We start from the raw sequence: 17104 nt of genomic DNA on the forward strand, positions 1-17104 counted from the left end.
TTTTTATTGAAAACACACGCACACACCTTACATTGATATTGTCCTTTTCCTCCGTTGTTTGCGTACAAATACGCAGAAGGAGCACCACACTTAGGACAACACAATGCAGAAGGTACGGGCGTAGAATTGGCTCGACGGCGTACTGGTTTTAACGGTTTTCCTTTTGATTGAAGATATTCCGTTAATAAAAGCTGATAATCGAGCTTTTCTACCTTTTCAATGATAGGTAAATCATCAATTTGAAGCTTTCGATAAGGCTGATTAACAGGAGCTTCTTTGGGTTTATCGAACATGCTTTTTCCAATCAATAGAGTAAGCAAAGTTCGAATAATTTGTTCTTGATAGTTTATAAAAGTTAATAAATAGGTTATAATTTGAGGGTACAAATTGTCACTTCCTTTTCTGGAATTGGGTGTTTGGTAACCTCAATTATCTACAGAAATCAGGGAGTGGCAATTTTTTTGCTTATAAAGCCCTCTAACATAGGATTTAATAGCCTGTTTTATATAAAGTTTTGACAATACGATTCAATAAGGGGGGGAACGTAAATGATTCCTGGAGAAGTGATTCCGGCGAATGGAGAGGTTGTCCTTAATAAAGGAAGACGGATGGTAAAAGTCCTTGTGGCTCATACGGGTGATCGCCCAATTCAAGTAGGGTCCCACTTTCATTTTGCTGAAGTGAACCGTTCCCTCCACTTTGATCGCCAAGAAGCATTCGGGATGCGGTTGAATATTGCCGCTGGTACGGCGGTACGCTTTGAACCTGGTGAAGAAAAAGAGGTGGATCTTGTTGAAATCGGAGGAAAACGCCAAATCTACGGGCTAAATGGGTGGACAGACGGTGCCATTGACGATGAGAATCTTCCTTCCTTTTTGGCCTCCTATCAAGTAAGTGAAGACAAGGAGGATGAGGAAAAGTGAAGCTAACACGTGCCCAATATGCTTCCCTCTATGGCCCAACCGTAGGTGATAAAGTCCGTTTGGCAGATACTGATTTATTGTTAGAGATTGAAAAAGATTATACCGTCTATGGCGATGAGTGCAAATTTGGCGGCGGTAAGGTGCTGCGCGATGGCATGGGGCAAAGTGCTGTTTATACGCGGGATGAAGGTGTGCTTGACCTGATTATTACGAATGCCACGATTATTGATTACACAGGGATTGTGAAAGCCGATATTGGCATTAAAGATGGACACATTGTCGGGATTGGCAAGGGTGGGAACCCTGACATCATGGATGGGGTGGAATCACATATGATCGTAGGTGCGAGCACCGAGGCGATTGCAGGCGAAGGGCTCATCGTCACAGCAGGCGGAATTGACGCTCATATTCATTTTATTAGCCCGCAGCAAATCGACGTAGCCATTGCCTCGGGTATCACGACGATGCTCGGCGGTGGAACAGGGCCTGCCACAGGAACAAAGGCGACGACTTGCACGCCAGGTAAATGGAATATTGAACGGATGCTTGAGGCGGCAGATGCATTTCCGGTGAATCTAGGCTTTTTAGGAAAAGGAAATGCGTCCACACCAGCACCGTTGCGAGAGCAAATTGAAGCAGGCGCTATCGGCTTAAAGCTTCATGAGGATTGGGGCACGACCCCTGCGGCGATTCGCACTTGTTTATCCGTTGCCGATCGGATGGATGTCCAAGTGGCGATACATACAGACACGTTGAATGAGGCGGGGTTTGTTGAGGATACGATCAAAGCCATTGGCGATCGTGTCATCCATACGTACCACACGGAAGGGGCGGGCGGTGGACATGCCCCAGATATTATGAAGGTGGCTGGATTGCCCAATGTTCTACCATCCTCCACAAACCCGACTCGCCCATTTACCGTGAATACGATTGATGAGCATTTAGACATGCTGATGGTTTGCCACCACCTCGACCCAAATGTACCGGAGGATGTAGCGTTTGCTGATTCCCGTATTCGGCCGGAAACGATTGCAGCGGAGGATATTTTGCAAGACTTAGGTGTGATCAGCATGATCTCCTCCGATTCACAAGCGATGGGGCGCGTAGGGGAAGTCATTATTCGCACGTGGCAAACCGCAGACAAAATGAAAAAACAGCGCGGCGCATTAGCTGAAGATCAAGGAAAAGGAAATGATAATGTGCGCATTAAGCGCTATGTGTCCAAATATACGATTAACCCGGCGATTACTCACGGCATAGACGATTACGTGGGCTCTGTAGAAGTGGGGAAGCTAGCCGATCTCGTCTTATGGGATCCGCGATTCTTTGGGGTGAAGCCAGAGCTCATTTTAAAAGGCGGGCTTATTGCCTACAGTCAAATGGGAGATCCAAACGCATCGATCCCAACGCCGCAGCCTGTGTTTTCACGTCCCATGTTCGGTAGCTTTGGTCGCGCACGAGGGACGACGTCTATTACGTTTTTATCAAAAGCGGCCATGGATCTCGGGGTTCACGAAGCACTCGGGCTACAAAAGAAAATCGCCCACGTTAAAAATTGCCGTTCCATTAGCAAACGATCAATGAAATACAATGACGCTACACCGAATATTGAGATTGATCCAGAAACCTACGAGGTAAAGGTGGACGGGGAAATGATCACATGTAAACCCTTTGAGGAAGTCGCGCTCGCCCAACGCTATTTTTTATTTTAGTAAGGTAAGGGAGGAACAGGCATGTACGTGCATTCAGTAATCGGAAACATTGAAGCAAAGACACCTACGAAAACCATTGAATGGATTGAACTCGATTGGGACGAATTAAATAAACGGATTTTACGAAAGACGACGGATCATGGCAGAGAAGTGGCGATTGTCATGGAAGAGCAAGGATTGACATTTGGAGACATTCTGTATGAGGGAGAAGACGTTGCCATTGCTGTACGTACAAAGCTTGAACCAGCGTTTGTCATCCGTCCGAAAACGATGAAGGAAATGGGGAAAACGGCGTTTGAACTCGGGAATCGGCATACACCTTGCCTTGTTGAAAATGATGAAATTTATGTCCGATATGATTCCACGTTGGCGGCTCTATTTAATGAAATTGGGGTGAACTATGAACAAACGGAGAAACGGTTTAAGCAGCCGTTCAAGTACAAAGGGCATCACCACCATCACGATTGATCCGCTCACGCTCGTCGAAATGATGCACATCCATGATTCGGCATTCCCAATCGGAGGATACACTCATTCTTTTGGGCTTGAGACGTATATTCAGCGTGACATCGTAAAGGACGAAAACTCTTTGATTCAGTGGTGTCGTACCTATTTGTATGACAATCTTGGCTATGGGGATGGAATTTTACTGAAGGAGACACTCGAAGTCCTCAAAAAATCAGGCTCTTTAGCCGCAATAATCGAGATTGATCGGCTCGCCCACGCGCAAAAGCTTGCACGGGAATCACGGGAAGGTAGCTTGAAAATGGGACGGCAGTTTTTGCAGACGGTGCTGTCGTTACAAGAAGACGAGTCGCTATCACAATGGGCCCAGCTCATACGAGCGAAGGAAGCCCACGGTCATTACGCTACAACGTATGGTGTTTTCTCCTATACGAGGGCGTATCCTGATCAAATGACAATGATCGCCTTTCTTTATTCATCGGTTGCTAATCTCGTCCACAATGCTGTGCGAGCCATTCCTCTCGGTCAGTCAACAGGGGTGCGCGTCATTCACCAGTTGCACGAGGATTGCTTATATGTGGCCCAGCAGGTGGTGGCCCGGAGCTTGAACGATTTATCAAACCACGCAATTGGGATTGAGTTAGCGTCGATGGAGCATGAGCACTTACATTCACGGTTGTTTATTTCATAAGTAGATACGAAAGGATGGTATATATGAAGCCCATTCGGATTGGAATCGGCGGGCCTGTCGGCTCAGGGAAAACCCATCTGGTCGAGCAATTAACGCGAGCGATGCATGAAAGCTATGAGCTTGCTGTCATTACAAACGATATATATACGAAGGAAGATGCTCAGTTTTTAGTGAAGCATGGTGTTTTACCGGAAGATCGTATCATCGGTGTGGAAACAGGAGGGTGTCCCCATACGGCGATTAGGGAAGATGCCTCAATGAATTTTGAAGCGATCCATGAATTGAAGCAGCGGTTTACCAACCTTGATATTATTTTTGTTGAGAGCGGAGGCGATAATTTATCAGCTACCTTCAGCCCCGAACTTGTGGACGGCTTTATTTATGTCATTGATGTGGCGGAAGGGCAAGACATCCCGCGCAAAGGAGGCCCTGGGGTTACACGTTCGGATTTGCTTGTGATCAATAAAATAGACCTAGCTCCGTATGTTGAAGTCGATCTAGATATCATGGAAGAGGATGCAAAGCAGGCTCGAGGAGAAAGACCGTTCGTGTTTACCGACCAGAAGCGAGGAAAAGGCATCGAGACCATTATCGACTGGATTAAACGAGAACTGTTGTTAGAAGACATGGTAAAGGAGCCTTCCGTGTGAGGGCTTCTTCTCATTTACCTCAGCTTCATGGGCGGCTTGACCTTACGTTTGAACGCCGCCGTGGAACAACAAGGTTAGTCGCTTCCGAACAAACCCCTCCTCTTAATGTAAGTCGCGTATTAAGAACAGAGGAAGTTGACCTTGCAACGGTTTATCTAGTGGAAACATCTGGGGGAGTGGTCAGTGGTGATTCTCAAACGATCGCCATTTACGTCGGTGAAGGAGCGAGGGTGGAGTTGATCCCTCAGTCGGCAACGAAGGTGTATCCTTCCCGTAAGCAAGGCGAGAGCTCAACACAGCAAGTATGGTTGCGAGTCGATGAAGGAGCGGCTGCCTTTTGGAAGCCAGAGTCGATCATACCGTTTCGAAAGGCATCCTTTCTACAAAGCACACGGTTTCATCTCCATTCCTCCTCTACTTTTTTTTACGGTGATATGTTGACGCCAGGTAGGGTTCACCATAATGAAAGGTTTCAATACGAACAAGTGGATAGTCTTGTGGAAATCTATCTTGATGAAACATTAGTAGTGCACGATCGGGTTCACTTGCAACCGAAGGATCAATTACAGACGATCGGTCGACTTGATGGCTACTCGTATTATGGTGCTGTGTGGATGCATGCTCCGATCCTAAAGGGGGCGCACTTGGAACAGTGGATGGAAAATGGAGGGCAGAACGATCGGTTTGCATATACGTGTGTCGCTGAAGGTCTTATTCACGTCCGATGGCTTAGTGAAAGTAGCTGGCGCTTGCGAGCAGCGTTGAATGATTTGTATACGGCATTTCGAACATTTGCTTTAAAAGGAGAATAACTATGCGACGATGGTTGGTCATATGGGCAAGTATGATGTTCCTTTGCGCTTGTGGGACGCAGGAAACAGATTCTTCCCCACTGGTGGGGGAACAAGAGAGTAAGCATAGGGTCAACGATCAAAAACAGCTTACAGAGACAGGTGAGCCTCTTCTGATATACACCACCGTTTTCGTTCTCGAAGACTTTATTAAAAAAATAGGCGGGGACCATGTGGAAGTGAAAAACTTGATCCCAATTGGCGTAGATGCTCACACCTATGAACCTTCCGTTCGGGAAATGATTGCTGTTGCAGAGAGCGATGGGTTCTTCTATAGTGGCGGTGGTATGGAAGGTTTTATTGAATCGATGATGCATAGCTTGCGAGATGAGAAAGTGCCAATGTTTGAGGCCTCTGAAGGAGTTGAATTTATCGGTGGAGGGCACGATCACCATCACGATCACCATCACGGAGATCGAGACCCTCATGTTTGGATTGACCCGATTCGAGCCATTCAGTTGGCGCGAAACGTAAAGGCTGGCTTGCAGCAGTTAAAGCCAGAGGCAAGCGAAGCATTTGAAAAAAACTTCGAACAATTAGTCGAGCAGTTAGAAGCGCTAGATCAATCCTTTCTTGACATGACCGAATCTGCTGAACGAAGGATGTTTCTCGTAGCCCATGCTGGTTATACGTATTGGGAGGAACGCTATGGACTGGAGCAAGTAGCGATTACAGGCTTTTCCCCGATGAATGAACCATCGCTGCAACAAGTAAAAGAGCTAATTGAATTTGCTGAGGAGCACGACCTTTCTCACATCGGGTTTGAGAGAAACTATAAGATTCCGATTGCAGAGAAGCTCATGGAAGAGTTAGGCGGTGAGGCGGTCTACTTTAATAATTTGGAAAATGTCGTCCAAACCGAAAGGGACAAAGGATTCGATTACTTTGACCTAATGGAGCAAAATGTGAAGACTTTAGAGCGGTTGTTGAATGAATAGCGTTCTGGATTTGATAAAATGAAAACTAGAGTATAAGAAAGCGATCACTTCCGCCATGAGACTCGTAGCTAAATCAAGTTATTCTGGAAAATTTATCGGTTGAACTACACGGTGCTGAAGCTCTTGTTTTTCCCGCAGGCGTCGCGTGATTTTGGCCATGAATATGGTTCAAGTCATTGTGGCTTTAAACGAACATTTCATGGAGCAAAATGTGAAGATGGTACAGGTTGCCCATTCCGAACGCAATGCACCGAAGCAAAGGAAGGAAACCAGATGAAAATCTTAGTCAATGAATAATGGGAACAACAAAGGAAAAAGATTCAGCAATTGCTTTCAGTCGAGAAAACGGGGAAGGAATCTATGGTCAGTGTAAAGTGGACGTAGAACTAGTTTTTGGCTATCCGAAGGCTCATTTGCGTTTCACTCGAATGTCCGTCAGGGCCAACGAGACCTGCAGAAATGAATAAGGGTTTGCCTTTATGTCCGTGTACTGACGAAAGTGCACGGCCATAAAGGCCAATCAAACAACCGACCGTCCCTTGAAGCAACAGAAAAAGATGTGGACTATAAAAATAAAATGATCGGATCTTCCTTATTACGTTTGGCTAGTTATGCCCGAGTCTCTTAGGCATGTGAACATTTAGCGGCTCTTTCTAACAGTTAATCGTTAAATCATTTAACCTTCACTTGTAACGGAATTTTACCTCGTTTACCTGAGAGGATCTCATCTCTTGTAAGGCCTGTGACCGCTGCAGTTAGCTGCACGTCAACACCATAGTCTAGCATCCGTTCAGCAATTTGTAGCGTCGTGTCTTGTTTGGCTTGATATCGAACAGTTTCAAGCAATGATAAGAGCTCTTTTTCGTAAGCATCTGCGGAAGGATATCCTTTTTCGGTCAACCCCATCACCCCGAACGTACATTCTTATTAATACTATCGTAATGGGGATGATTTAAAAAAACAAGGGTAAAAAATGGATAAAATATAGTTTTATTCTCATAGGCCTTGATCTTTCGAGGATAAAAAAATTTCGAAAAATAGAATTTCGAAAAAGGGGTTGATCAAAGGAGAGAATTTTTATATAATACTTTTTGTCAACATGGATGGACATGTTGATGGAAACTGTGGCCCGTTGGTCAAGTGGTTAAGACACCGCCCTTTCACGGCGGTAACACGGGTTCGAATCCCGTACGGGTCACCATTATTTTTTGGATGGATGAAGTTACACTTACTTTTTAAAAAGAAGGCATGCTAAAGGCGCAACGTCCTATTGCAACGCATGCTCCTGTACGTTGGAGGATTAGCTCAGCTGGGAGAGCACCTGCCTTACAAGCAGGGGGTCGGCAGTTCGATCCTGTCATCCTCCACCATATTTTTGATTGAAGGGTCTGTCCTTTTGTAGGCTACGACTTGTCTCGACGCATTCACATCGTTGTCAAAGCGAGAAGAGGAAGAGACAACGAACCTGAATCAGCATCATTCATACTGCGCCGGTCTAGCTCAATTGGTAGAGCAAGGAGCGGAACATCGTCGAGTAGGCTACGACTTGTCTCGACGCATTCACATCGTTGTCAAAGCGAGAAGAGGAAGAGACAACGAACCTGAATCAGCATCATTTATACTACGCCGGTCTAGCTCAATTGGTAGAGCAACTGACTTGTAATCAGTAGGTTGGGGGTTCAAGTCCTCTGGCCGGCATTTTAAAAAGCACGCTTCGATGGAGGGGTAGCGAAGTGGCTAAACGCGGCGGACTGTAAATCCGCTCCCTCAGGGTTCGGCGGTTCGAATCCGTCCCCCTCCACCATGGATTGATGGGCTATAGCCAAGCGGTAAGGCAACGGACTTTGACTCCGTGATGCGCTGGTTCGAATCCAGCTAGCCCAGCCATTTTTCCTTATATTCGTTTGATCGTTTCAACCGATTGGGATGAAAATGATCTTTTTTGTTTTAGAGCCATTAGCTCAGTTGGTAGAGCATCTGACTTTTAATCAGAGGGTCGAAGGTTCGAGTCCTTCATGGCTCACCATGTCATTGCGGAAGTAGTTCAGTGGTAGAACACCACCTTGCCAAGGTGGGGGTCGCGGGTTCGAATCCCGTCTTCCGCTCCAAAAAAGGGGCCTTAGCTCAGCTGGGAGAGCGCCTGCTTTGCACGCAGGAGGTCAGCGGTTCGATCCCGCTAGGCTCCACCATATGTTTATAACGTAAGTCTTGGAGGATTGTCCGAGGCTTTTTTGTCTTGCTATTCTTTCGTACGCTCAAATTCGTTTAAGAGCAAGTCGAGCTTTTGGCTGCATGACACGACAATGTGAGAATGTAATGGGTAATCTTCGCCGAGATCGATTAAAAATTTTCTTATGTGTTCAATCTCATGTATAAGCTGTTGCTGAGTTTTCTCCATTTTACCCACTCCCTTGTGTGATCAAAGTTTTTAAGCCTCTATATATAGTATTCGAAATGGAATGAACATCCCCTTCTTAAAAATTAAAATGCATTTGAATTCTCTACAAAATTCTATTTCATGGTAAAATAAAATGGAAATCATGAAACATCTTAAACGTTCATTCGTATAAGAAATAGATTGATGTAGTAGGAGTTATTATTTATGGACAGTATTGATAAGAGACTTGTGCGTGAAGTGAGGGCTGGCGATGAACAAGCATTTGCCGAGCTTGTGGAGCTTTATAAAGATAAAGTGTATCAAGTAGCCTATCGAATGGTAGGAAATGTGCATGAAGCTCAGGATGTAGCACAAGAAGCGTTTTTGCGGGCATATACAAATATTGATACCTACGATATTCAAAGGAAATTCTCCACGTGGTTGTTTCGCATTGCCACAAATGTGGCGATTGATCGACTTCGCAAACGGAAACCGGACTTCCATTTAGAGGATCCAGTCCAAGGGGCAGATGGGTTAACGATTGAATCTCAGCTAGCGGCTGATGAGGAGCCTGTGGATGACCAAGTCATTCAAATGGAAACGAGAGATTGGATTCAGCAAGAAATCCAAGCGTTGCCACCAAAATATCGAATGGCTGTCCTTTTGAAATACATGGAAGATCTATCGTTGAAGGAGATCAGTGACATTCTTGATTTGCCTGTATCCACAGTCAAGACGAGAATCCACCGCGGTCGTGAAGCGCTGAGAAAGCGAATGCGACATGTGTAGAAAGGGTGTGAGCGAATGAGCTGCGAACAACATTACCGAACATTAATTGATAAATATATTGATGGCGAAGCAACGGCTGAAGAAAGACAGGAACTCAACGAGCATTTGGAAACGTGCGATGCCTGTTTTGAATACATGCTTGAAGTACGCAAAGTGGTCGCATTTGTCCAAAGTGCCTCCCATGTTCAAGTACCAGAAGGATTTACGGAAAATGTAATGAAAAACTTACCGAAACGAAAACAAACGAATCGTTTCAAAGTGTGGATGCGTCGTTATCCTTTAGCAGTGGCTGCCGCGGTCTTCGTTCTTCTCATGTCGACCAGTCTTTTCTCCATGTGGTCCAGTGATGGGGAGCATGTGACGGTCACGGGTACAGGAAATGTATCAATTGATCAAGAGAGTGGCCGTGTCATCGTCCCAGAGGGAGAAGTCATTCAAGGGGATTTGGTTGTCCGCAATGGAGAGCTTATTATTGAAGGGGAAGTACAAGGGAACGTCTTACTTGTCAATAGTAGTCAATATTTAGCATCTCCTGGATCTGTGTCTGGTGAAATTGATGAAGTGAATCAAATTCTCGACTGGATATGGTACCATACGAAAAAGTTTCTTACGAAAGTCATTGATATTTCTGATGAAAAAAACAGTCCTTCCTCCTAAGGGCTGTTTTTTTCATCCAGCCACGATGGTAGCAACATCGTTTCAAAGGTAAGATGCCATTACAATTGAGCTTGTAGCGAGCTTTGATGAAGAAGGGTAACTTGCAGAATAGGTTTATAAAAGGTGGAAGAAACTACAGAGAATGCAAAGAACCGCTTCCTCTTTAGAAAATGTGTTATAATAGACATACTGCCTTGCGAAATGCAAGGACTTTTCTTTTCCAATAGATCCGTAATCACTTTTGTTAACAAGTAAGACGAAATAACTTTGAATGGATACGATGCCTTGCAACCTGAGGCACGTAACGTAGATGTTTCACTTTATCAACTGAGCTCGAATGAATTGTAAAAATGGTTTGGAGGAAAGACCATGTTTTTTGGAGAAAATCTTCCGTGGCTCAATTACCTAACGCAAATACTCGACATTTTAGTCGTTACCTATGTGATATATAAAGCTATTATGATTATTCGCGGTACACGAGCCGTGCAGTTATTAAAAGGAATTACCGTTATTTTGATCGTATATGCGATCAGTATCTTCTTTAATTTGCGTACCCTTGGTTGGATCGTAAACCAAGCGATTACATATGGACTTTTGGCTGTCATCATTATCTTCCAGCCTGAACTGCGGAGAGCGCTAGAACAGCTTGGACGGGGGCGCTTCTTTGCTTCCCGTACCGCAAATGAAGAAGAGACGATGAAGAAAACGATTGATGCGATTGTCAAAGCATCCACTTATATGGGGAAACGGCGGATCGGTGCATTAATCTCTATGGAGAGAGAAACGGGAATGACCGACTATGTGGAGACAGGTATCCCGATGAATGCCAATCTCACGTCAGAGCTACTAATTAATACGTTTATTCCGAATACACCATTACATGATGGAGCTGTCATTATAAACAATGATACAATTCTTGCAGCAGCGTGCTACTTGCCCCTTTCAGAAAACCCATTCATCTCAAAAGAGCTCGGCACTCGGCATCGAGCCGCTCTTGGAGTGAGTGAGGTGACTGACTGCTTGACGATCGTCGTATCAGAAGAAACGGGTCATATCTCGTTGACAAAAAACGGCGAATTGCATAGAGACCTAGACGAGGAGCAGCTCCGCAGTTTGCTCGAAGCGGAGCTCATTTCAGAAGCGAAAATGGTCACCACCTCGCGTTGGCAGTGGGGAGGGAAGAAGAATGGATAAGCTATTTAATAGCCCATGGTTTGTTAAAATTATTTCTTTTTTCCTTGCGATCATGTTGTTTATTATGGTGAATGTAGATAATTTGAACAATCAGCCAAGCATTCTACCGACGTTTGATCACGGGAATCTTTCCTTAGGGGAGCTAGAGCTTACCGTACTATACGATGAAGAACGATACGATATTGTGGAGCAAACGGAAACAGTTCAAGTTGATTTAGAAGGTCCAAGAGGAGTGCTCACTGTCTTTCGCTTTGCCCGGCCATCTTATGAAGTATTTGTTGATTTAACCGAAGCTGGTGAAGGAAGCCACACTGTCGACGTAGAACATAGAGGGTTTCCAGGCGATTTGGCAGTGACGGTTGAACCGAGAATGGCTCGCGTTCAGCTTGAAGAACGACAAACGGTGTCTGTGCCGGTCACGGTTGAAATGATCAATGAAGAAGAGATCGAACCAGGCTTTTCCCCAGGTACGCCAGTCGTCTCTCCGGTTAACATTGAGGTGACGGCTGGCCGGAGCAAAGTGGAGCAGGTTGCCTCTGCTGTCGTTTATGTTGATATGACTGGGGCTGAAGGGGAGATAGAGCAAGATTTAGAGGTTCAGCTACTGAATGCAGCAGGGGAGCCGCTGGATTTTGATCGCGAGCCTCAGACCGTCAATGTTCGTATACCTGTTGAGAGCCCATCGGTGGAACTGCCAGTACGCGTGACTCGTGCAGGGGAATTACCAGATGGTTTGAGCATTGAATCTGTAGAGATTGAACCAAATACCGTCACTGTTTATGGTCCGCAAGACGTCCTTGACGAACTTTCAGTGATTGAAGGAGAAGACCTGTCTGTCGATTTATCTGCGATCGAAGACACCGAAACGATAACCCTCGATGTTCCTGTACCTGAAGGAGCTGAAAGTGTTAGTCCGGCACAGATTGAAGTGACACTCCACATAGAAGAGGAAGACGAATTGGAAATGGCAGAAGTTCCAATTGACATTGTCGGGATAGCTGATAATATGGAGGTTGTGTTTACGGATGGGAGCCCATCTGTTGTAGCCTTATCTGTTTTTGGAGCAAGTAAACATCTCCAAAACCTAGAAGTCGGTGATATTGACATTTATGTGGATGTGAACGGCTTATCAGAAGGGGTTCATGAGGTACCATTGGAGTTTGAGGGCCCGTCATTTTTACGTTTTAAAGCAGATACATCCACTACAGAATTGAGATTGACAGCGCAATCGAATGATGAGCGCCGTTGAAGGAGAGATCACAATGGGAAAGTATTTTGGAACTGATGGAGTGCGGGGAGTCGCCAATACAGAGCTCACGCCTGAGCTTGCGTTCAAATTAGGGCGTATCGGAGGGTATGTACTAACAAAAGACAAGGAAAACCCTAAGGTGCTCATTGGTCGAGACACTCGTATTTCTGGTGAAATGCTTGAAGGGGCTCTCGTAGCGGGTCTGTTATCTATTGGCGTAGAAGTTATGCGATTAGGAGTCATCTCTACACCTGGTGTCGCTTTTTTAACGAAAGCGGTTAGCGCCAGTGCAGGGGTTATGATTTCAGCCTCACATAATCCGGTGGCTGATAACGGGATTAAATTTTTCGGTCCTGATGGTTTTAAACTCCTTGATGAGCAGGAGAAGGAGATCGAAACGCTTCTTGATGAGGAAGATGCTTTACCAAGACCTACGGGTGCCGATTTAGGCCAAGCGAATGACTATTTTGAAGGAGCACAAAAATACCTTCAATTTTTAAAGCAAACGGTAGATGAAGACTTTACAGGTATACATATTGCACTCGATTGTGCAAATGGTGCGGCGTCCTCGCTCGCCCCTCACCTGTTTGCCGATCTTGAAGCCGATATTTCGACAATGGGGACATCGCCAAACGGAAAAAACATAAATGATGGTGTCGGCTCTACTCACCCAGAAGCTCTCGCGGCATTTGTTAACGCGAAAAACGCCGATATTGGCCTTGCTTTTGATGGTGACGCCGATCGACTCATTGCCGTAGATGAAAAAGGAAACATCGTGGACGGCGACAAAATCTTGTATATTTGTGCTAAGTATATGAAAGAAAAAGGGCTGTTGAAGCAACAGACGCTTGTGACAACAGTAATGAGTAATTTAGGTCTCTATAAGGCGTTAGAAGCGTTGCAAATCGATACGAAGCAAACCGCTGTAGGTGACCGTTACGTCATGGAGGAAATGCGTAAAGGTGGATACAACCTTGGCGGAGAACAGTCTGGTCATATTATTTTCCTTGATCATATTACGACAGGTGATGGCATGCTCTCTGCGCTACAACTCGTCAATATTATGAAGCAGACAGGAAAGAAACTGTCAGAGCTTGCTGAGGAGTGGGAGACATTCCCGCAAACCCTTGTAAACATTCGAGTAACAGACAAACATGCTGTGACAGATAACGAGAAGGTTGCCGCTGTGATCAAAGAAGTAGAGCAAGAAATGAACGGTGAAGGTCGAGTATTAGTTCGTCCGTCGGGGACAGAACCGCTTGTACGCATCATGGTTGAGGCGAAAACAGAAGAGCTATGTGACGCTTTTGTGAATAAAATAGCCGATGTCGTAAAGGCAGAGCTAGGGCAAGAGTAATTGAATCCTTTGCACATTCTCATGCGCAGGCAACACGTTGTATGTTGCTTGCGCATATTTTGTAGTAGTTGTTTGAAAATGTTGATCAGTCTGAATGAAACAAAAAAAGTTTGGAGATTTGTTGGGAATGATTGACGTGCAGACAACAATTAGGTATGATTAGCCTGTCGAAGATAGAAAGGAGGATCGCAACAGAGGGAGACCTCTATGACAGTTGAAGCGCCAGGACTATTCCACGGACGGTAACGGAATAGTTGACGAGGAGAGGGTTTATCGAAGGTTCGGCGGATGCCCTCCGGTTGCACATGACAGCCGCAAGCTTTTGTAAAAAACAGAGGGGCGACCTTCTGGACAAAGGCAAAAGCGTTCATGCTAACAAAAAAGAGATAAAGAGTGGGGGCAAGTAGCCCCCTCGGTTACTTGCCCCCACGCCCGGGAGGTAACCAAAACTATGTGTGGAATTGTAGGTTATATTGGAACGGAAGATGCGAAAGAGATTTTATTAAAAGGGCTTGAGAAGCTTGAATACCGTGGTTATGACTCAGCAGGAATCGCTGTGGCTACGGAAGAAGGGGTCCATGTTTTTAAAGAAAAGGGACGGATTGCGACCCTTCGTGAAGTAGTGGATCAAGGCGTAAAAAGTACGGTTGGAATCGGACATACTCGTTGGGCGACGCACGGTGAACCGAGCAAGGTTAATGCCCACCCGCATCAAAGCGAATCGTCTCGCTTTACCATTGTTCATAATGGAGTCATTGAAAATTATGAACAGTTGAAGCGTGACTATTTGCAGGCCGTGACATTACAAAGTGATACGGATACGGAAGTGGTCGTTCAGCTTGTTGAGCGTTTTGTTCATGAAGGACAGAGCGTGGAAGCAGCGTTCCGCCACACCCTTTCCCTATTGAAGGGATCGTATGCCATCGCCTTATTAGACAAAAAAGACACAGACACGATTTATGTGGGAAAAAATAAGAGCCCGCTTCTTGTCGGTGTTCAGGATGGGGTCAATGTCGTTGCGTCAGATGCGATGGCGATGTTACAAGTAACGGATCAATTTCTTGAAATTATGGATGAGGAAATCGTCATTGTCACAAAAGATGACGTGACCATTAAAACGCTTGATGGCACAGCCGTCAGCCGTGAGCCTTATACAGCAGAGTTAGATGCGAGCGACATCGAAAAGGGGACGTACCCTCATTTCATGTTAAAAGAGATTGATGAGCAGCCGTTTGTCATTCGTAACATTATCCAAAAATATCAAAACGAAGACGGCTCTGTCCGTTTAGACGAAGACATTCGTCAAGCGGTTATGGAAGCTGATCGGATTTACATTATAGCAGCCGGCACGAGCTACCATGCAGGACTTGTCGGCAAACAGCTCATTGAAAACTTTGCAAAACAACCAGTAGAAGTGCATATTGCCAGTGAGTTCTTATACAATATGCCACTGCTGTCGAAACGCCCACTCTTTATCTTTATCTCCCAAAGCGGGGAAACGGCGGATTCACGAGGCGTTCTCGTCGAAGTGAAGAAGCTTGGCTACAAAGCACTGACGATCACGAACGTGCCAGGCTCTACTCTTTCACGTGAAGCGGACTTTACGCTTCATACGCATGCAGGCCCAGAAATTGCGGTGGCGTCCACAAAAGCCTATACAGCACAAATGGCGGTACTCACGTTACTTGCAGCTGACACAGCGAAAGCAAAAGGAATCGACCTCGGGTTTGATCCAATCCAAGAGCTTAGCATTGTGGCCAACGCCATGGAGACACTATGCAACCAAAAGGAAACCCTTGAAAAGATTGCCCGCGATTATTTAGCGGTCACTCGCAACTGCTTCTTCATTGGCCGGGCAACGGATTACTTCGTTTGCCTCGAAGGCGCGCTCAAGCTGAAGGAGATTTCCTACATTCAAGCAGAAGGCTTCGCAGGCGGCGAATTAAAACACGGCACGATCGCGCTCATCGAAGAGGGCACACCGATTGTCGCCCTTGCAACACAAGAGCACGTGAACCTAAGCATTCGCGGCAATGTGAAAGAAGTGGCGGCTCGCGGGGCATTCCCGTGCATTATCAGCATAGAAGGACTGAACGAAGAAGACGACACATTCGTCCTCCCGAAAGTCCACAGCCACCTTACACCGCTCGTGTCTGTCATCCCGTTGCAGCTGATCGCGTACTATGCAGCCCTTCACCGCGGATGCGATGTGGATAAACCACGAAACCTTGCGAAGAGTGTGACGGTGGAGTAGGTCGGTTTTATAGTTTGACTTGGTGATTGAAATAAAGTTGCGACGTTTTACCCCTTTGGATATGATTAGCCAAAGGGGTTTTTTATGAACAGGAAGTGTGTGATTACCTTCCAAATCTTTTTGTTCTTGTCCTTCCTCTCTCTTGGATTGTTCCTCTTCATTATGTTTTGGATGGTTATTATAACTATTTGTTAAGTTAGTAGAACTATTTGTTAAGTTATTAGAGATATTTGAAACATTATTGCGTAAACTTTTTTTAACGGTGACCGTTAAATTTTCTTTACGGTCTACCGTTAAATTATTTTTACGGTCTACCGTTAAATTTTCTTTACGGTGGTTTTTCCTTCTGAAAGCATAGATTTGAGCCTGTGAACCATAATCCTTTTTCCAATCACGAACCTTCTCCAACGGTTGTGTCTCCCTCGACTTATCATTGCAAGGATACTCATATACAATCACATTGATCGGCTTCTGTGACTTCCTGTTGCTATCCTCATACTCTTCTAAATCAATTAATCCATATTCCCATAATGGTTGCAGATACTTTTTATATAAGGTTGGTTTTGATACTCCTAACCTTTCAGCCAACTTCTCCAACGACTGGGGAACTCTATCAATATCATCCTTCGCTCTAGCTTTATCACTACGGTCAACAAACGTATGAAACTTCAACCAAACACAAAACGTTTTTTCTCCGAGCTTGTCCATCCAATCATCCGCAGCTATAAAATGAATGGTAGGTAATCGTAATTCTTCTCTCTTTTTCTTCCCCTGTTTAAAATTCAATGTGTTTTCAGTCATAACAAAAAACCCTCTCTCTTTTTCATTTAATAGAAAAGAAACAGGGTTCAGGACAAATTACCAAATATTAACCTGAATTATTCATACCTCGAACATAAATCAGGGTTTTAGGCCAAAAACGATTAGATTCCCGATCCCTTTGAAAGAATCATGGTTATTTTTCTTCTGAAAAGCATCTTTCTAGAATGAGGAGCGG

General features: G+C 45.1%; 16 protein-coding genes, 8 tRNA genes and 1 pseudogene. 22 read left to right on the forward strand and 3 right to left on the reverse strand.

The window, feature by feature from the left end:
- A pseudogene (locus E2L07_RS18060) lies at positions 1-386 on the reverse strand (DDE-type integrase/transposase/recombinase); the annotation flags it as partial.
- A 162-nt stretch (positions 387-548) separates the two neighbouring features.
- Between E2L07_RS18060 and E2L07_RS18065 the strand changes: the two are divergent.
- From E2L07_RS18065 to E2L07_RS18100, 8 genes are all read left to right on the forward strand, one after another.
- Positions 549-923: an urease subunit beta gene (locus E2L07_RS18065; protein WP_010896435.1), complete on the forward strand. Its 375-nt coding sequence runs from the start codon at positions 549-551 to the stop codon at positions 921-923.
- Positions 920-2635, forward strand: a complete 1716-nt coding sequence (gene ureC, locus E2L07_RS18070) for an urease subunit alpha (protein ID WP_134230255.1) — start codon at positions 920-922, stop codon at positions 2633-2635. Before E2L07_RS18065 ends, ureC begins: the two co-directional genes overlap by 4 nt.
- Positions 2636-2656: 21 nt before the next feature.
- Positions 2657-3103: an urease accessory protein UreE gene (locus E2L07_RS18075; protein WP_010896437.1), complete on the forward strand. Its 447-nt coding sequence runs from the start codon at positions 2657-2659 to the stop codon at positions 3101-3103.
- Entirely contained in the window at positions 3036-3791 is a 756-nt protein-coding gene (locus E2L07_RS18080) for an urease accessory protein UreF (protein ID WP_134230256.1), read from the forward strand. The genes E2L07_RS18075 and E2L07_RS18080 overlap by 68 nt, the downstream gene beginning before the upstream one ends.
- A 23-nt stretch (positions 3792-3814) precedes the next feature.
- Positions 3815-4441, forward strand: a complete 627-nt coding sequence (gene ureG / locus E2L07_RS18085) for an urease accessory protein UreG (RefSeq protein WP_053432096.1) — start codon at positions 3815-3817, stop codon at positions 4439-4441.
- Entirely contained in the window at positions 4438-5253 is an 816-nt protein-coding gene (locus E2L07_RS18090) for an urease accessory protein UreD (protein WP_010896440.1), read from the forward strand. The genes ureG and E2L07_RS18090 overlap by 4 nt, the downstream gene beginning before the upstream one ends.
- Before the next feature lie 2 nt (positions 5254-5255).
- Positions 5256-6230 carry a metal ABC transporter substrate-binding protein gene (locus tag E2L07_RS18095; RefSeq protein WP_134230257.1) on the forward strand — a complete coding sequence of 325 codons (975 nt, stop codon included), beginning with the start codon at positions 5256-5258 and terminating at the stop codon, positions 6228-6230.
- A gap of 99 nt (positions 6231-6329) precedes the next feature.
- Positions 6330-6527, forward strand: a complete 198-nt coding sequence (locus tag E2L07_RS18100) for a hypothetical protein (RefSeq protein ID WP_134230258.1) — start codon at positions 6330-6332, stop codon at positions 6525-6527.
- Between the two features lie 375 nt (positions 6528-6902).
- Here the strand turns inward: E2L07_RS18100 and E2L07_RS18105 are convergent, their stop codons facing one another.
- Positions 6903-7130, reverse strand: coding sequence for a hypothetical protein (locus tag E2L07_RS18105; protein ID WP_010896443.1), 228 nt, complete (start codon positions 7128-7130; stop codon positions 6903-6905).
- Positions 7131-7356: 226 nt separating this feature from the next.
- On the opposite strand from E2L07_RS18105, the gene E2L07_RS18110 reads away from it, so the two are divergent.
- The 8 genes from E2L07_RS18110 to E2L07_RS18145 all read left to right on the forward strand — a co-directional run bounded on the left by E2L07_RS18110 (position 7357) and on the right by E2L07_RS18145 (position 8419).
- Positions 7357-7431 (forward strand) — tRNA-Glu (locus E2L07_RS18110).
- Between the two features lie 93 nt (positions 7432-7524).
- Positions 7525-7600 (forward strand) — tRNA-Val (locus E2L07_RS18115).
- 255 nt (positions 7601-7855) lie between these two features.
- A tRNA-Thr gene (locus E2L07_RS18120) sits at positions 7856-7928 on the forward strand.
- A 21-nt stretch (positions 7929-7949) separates the two neighbouring features.
- A tRNA-Tyr gene (locus E2L07_RS18125) sits at positions 7950-8034 on the forward strand.
- Between the two features lie 8 nt (positions 8035-8042).
- Positions 8043-8117, forward strand: a tRNA-Gln gene (locus E2L07_RS18130).
- 63 nt (positions 8118-8180) lie between these two features.
- Positions 8181-8256: transfer RNA gene (locus tag E2L07_RS18135), tRNA-Lys, on the forward strand.
- A 7-nt stretch (positions 8257-8263) separates the two neighbouring features.
- Positions 8264-8338 (forward strand) — tRNA-Gly (locus tag E2L07_RS18140).
- A 5-nt stretch (positions 8339-8343) separates the two neighbouring features.
- Positions 8344-8419, forward strand: a tRNA-Ala gene (locus tag E2L07_RS18145).
- A gap of 50 nt (positions 8420-8469) precedes the next feature.
- Here E2L07_RS18145 and E2L07_RS18150 read toward each other — a convergent pair.
- Entirely contained in the window at positions 8470-8628 is a 159-nt protein-coding gene (locus tag E2L07_RS18150) for an aspartyl-phosphate phosphatase Spo0E family protein (protein WP_010896444.1), read from the reverse strand.
- A gap of 204 nt (positions 8629-8832) precedes the next feature.
- Here E2L07_RS18150 and sigW point away from each other — a divergent pair, with 204 nt between their 5' ends.
- The 6 genes from sigW to glmS all read left to right on the forward strand — a co-directional run bounded on the left by sigW (position 8833) and on the right by glmS (position 16107).
- Positions 8833-9396: an RNA polymerase sigma factor SigW gene (gene sigW, locus E2L07_RS18155; protein WP_010896445.1), complete on the forward strand. Its 564-nt coding sequence runs from the start codon at positions 8833-8835 to the stop codon at positions 9394-9396.
- 15 nt (positions 9397-9411) lie between these two features.
- Positions 9412-10053 (forward strand): anti-sigma-W factor RsiW, encoded by a 642-nt coding sequence (gene rsiW, locus E2L07_RS18160; RefSeq protein ID WP_134230259.1) that lies wholly within the window; start codon positions 9412-9414, stop codon positions 10051-10053.
- 369 nt (positions 10054-10422) lie between these two features.
- Positions 10423-11247, forward strand: a complete 825-nt coding sequence (gene cdaA, locus E2L07_RS18165) for a diadenylate cyclase CdaA (RefSeq protein ID WP_010896447.1) — start codon at positions 10423-10425, stop codon at positions 11245-11247.
- Entirely contained in the window at positions 11240-12496 is a 1257-nt protein-coding gene (locus tag E2L07_RS18170) for a CdaR family protein (RefSeq protein ID WP_053432100.1), read from the forward strand. The genes cdaA and E2L07_RS18170 overlap by 8 nt, the downstream gene beginning before the upstream one ends.
- A 13-nt stretch (positions 12497-12509) precedes the next feature.
- Entirely contained in the window at positions 12510-13853 is a 1344-nt protein-coding gene (gene glmM, locus E2L07_RS18175) for a phosphoglucosamine mutase (protein WP_134230260.1), read from the forward strand.
- Between the two features lie 451 nt (positions 13854-14304).
- Entirely contained in the window at positions 14305-16107 is a 1803-nt protein-coding gene (gene glmS, locus E2L07_RS18180) for a glutamine--fructose-6-phosphate transaminase (isomerizing) (RefSeq protein ID WP_134230261.1), read from the forward strand.
- Positions 16108-17104 lie beyond the last annotated feature (997 nt).

This window comes from Halalkalibacterium halodurans (assembly GCF_004376175.1).
GTDB classification, from domain to species: domain Bacteria; phylum Bacillota; class Bacilli; order Bacillales; family Bacillaceae_D; genus Halalkalibacterium; species Halalkalibacterium halodurans.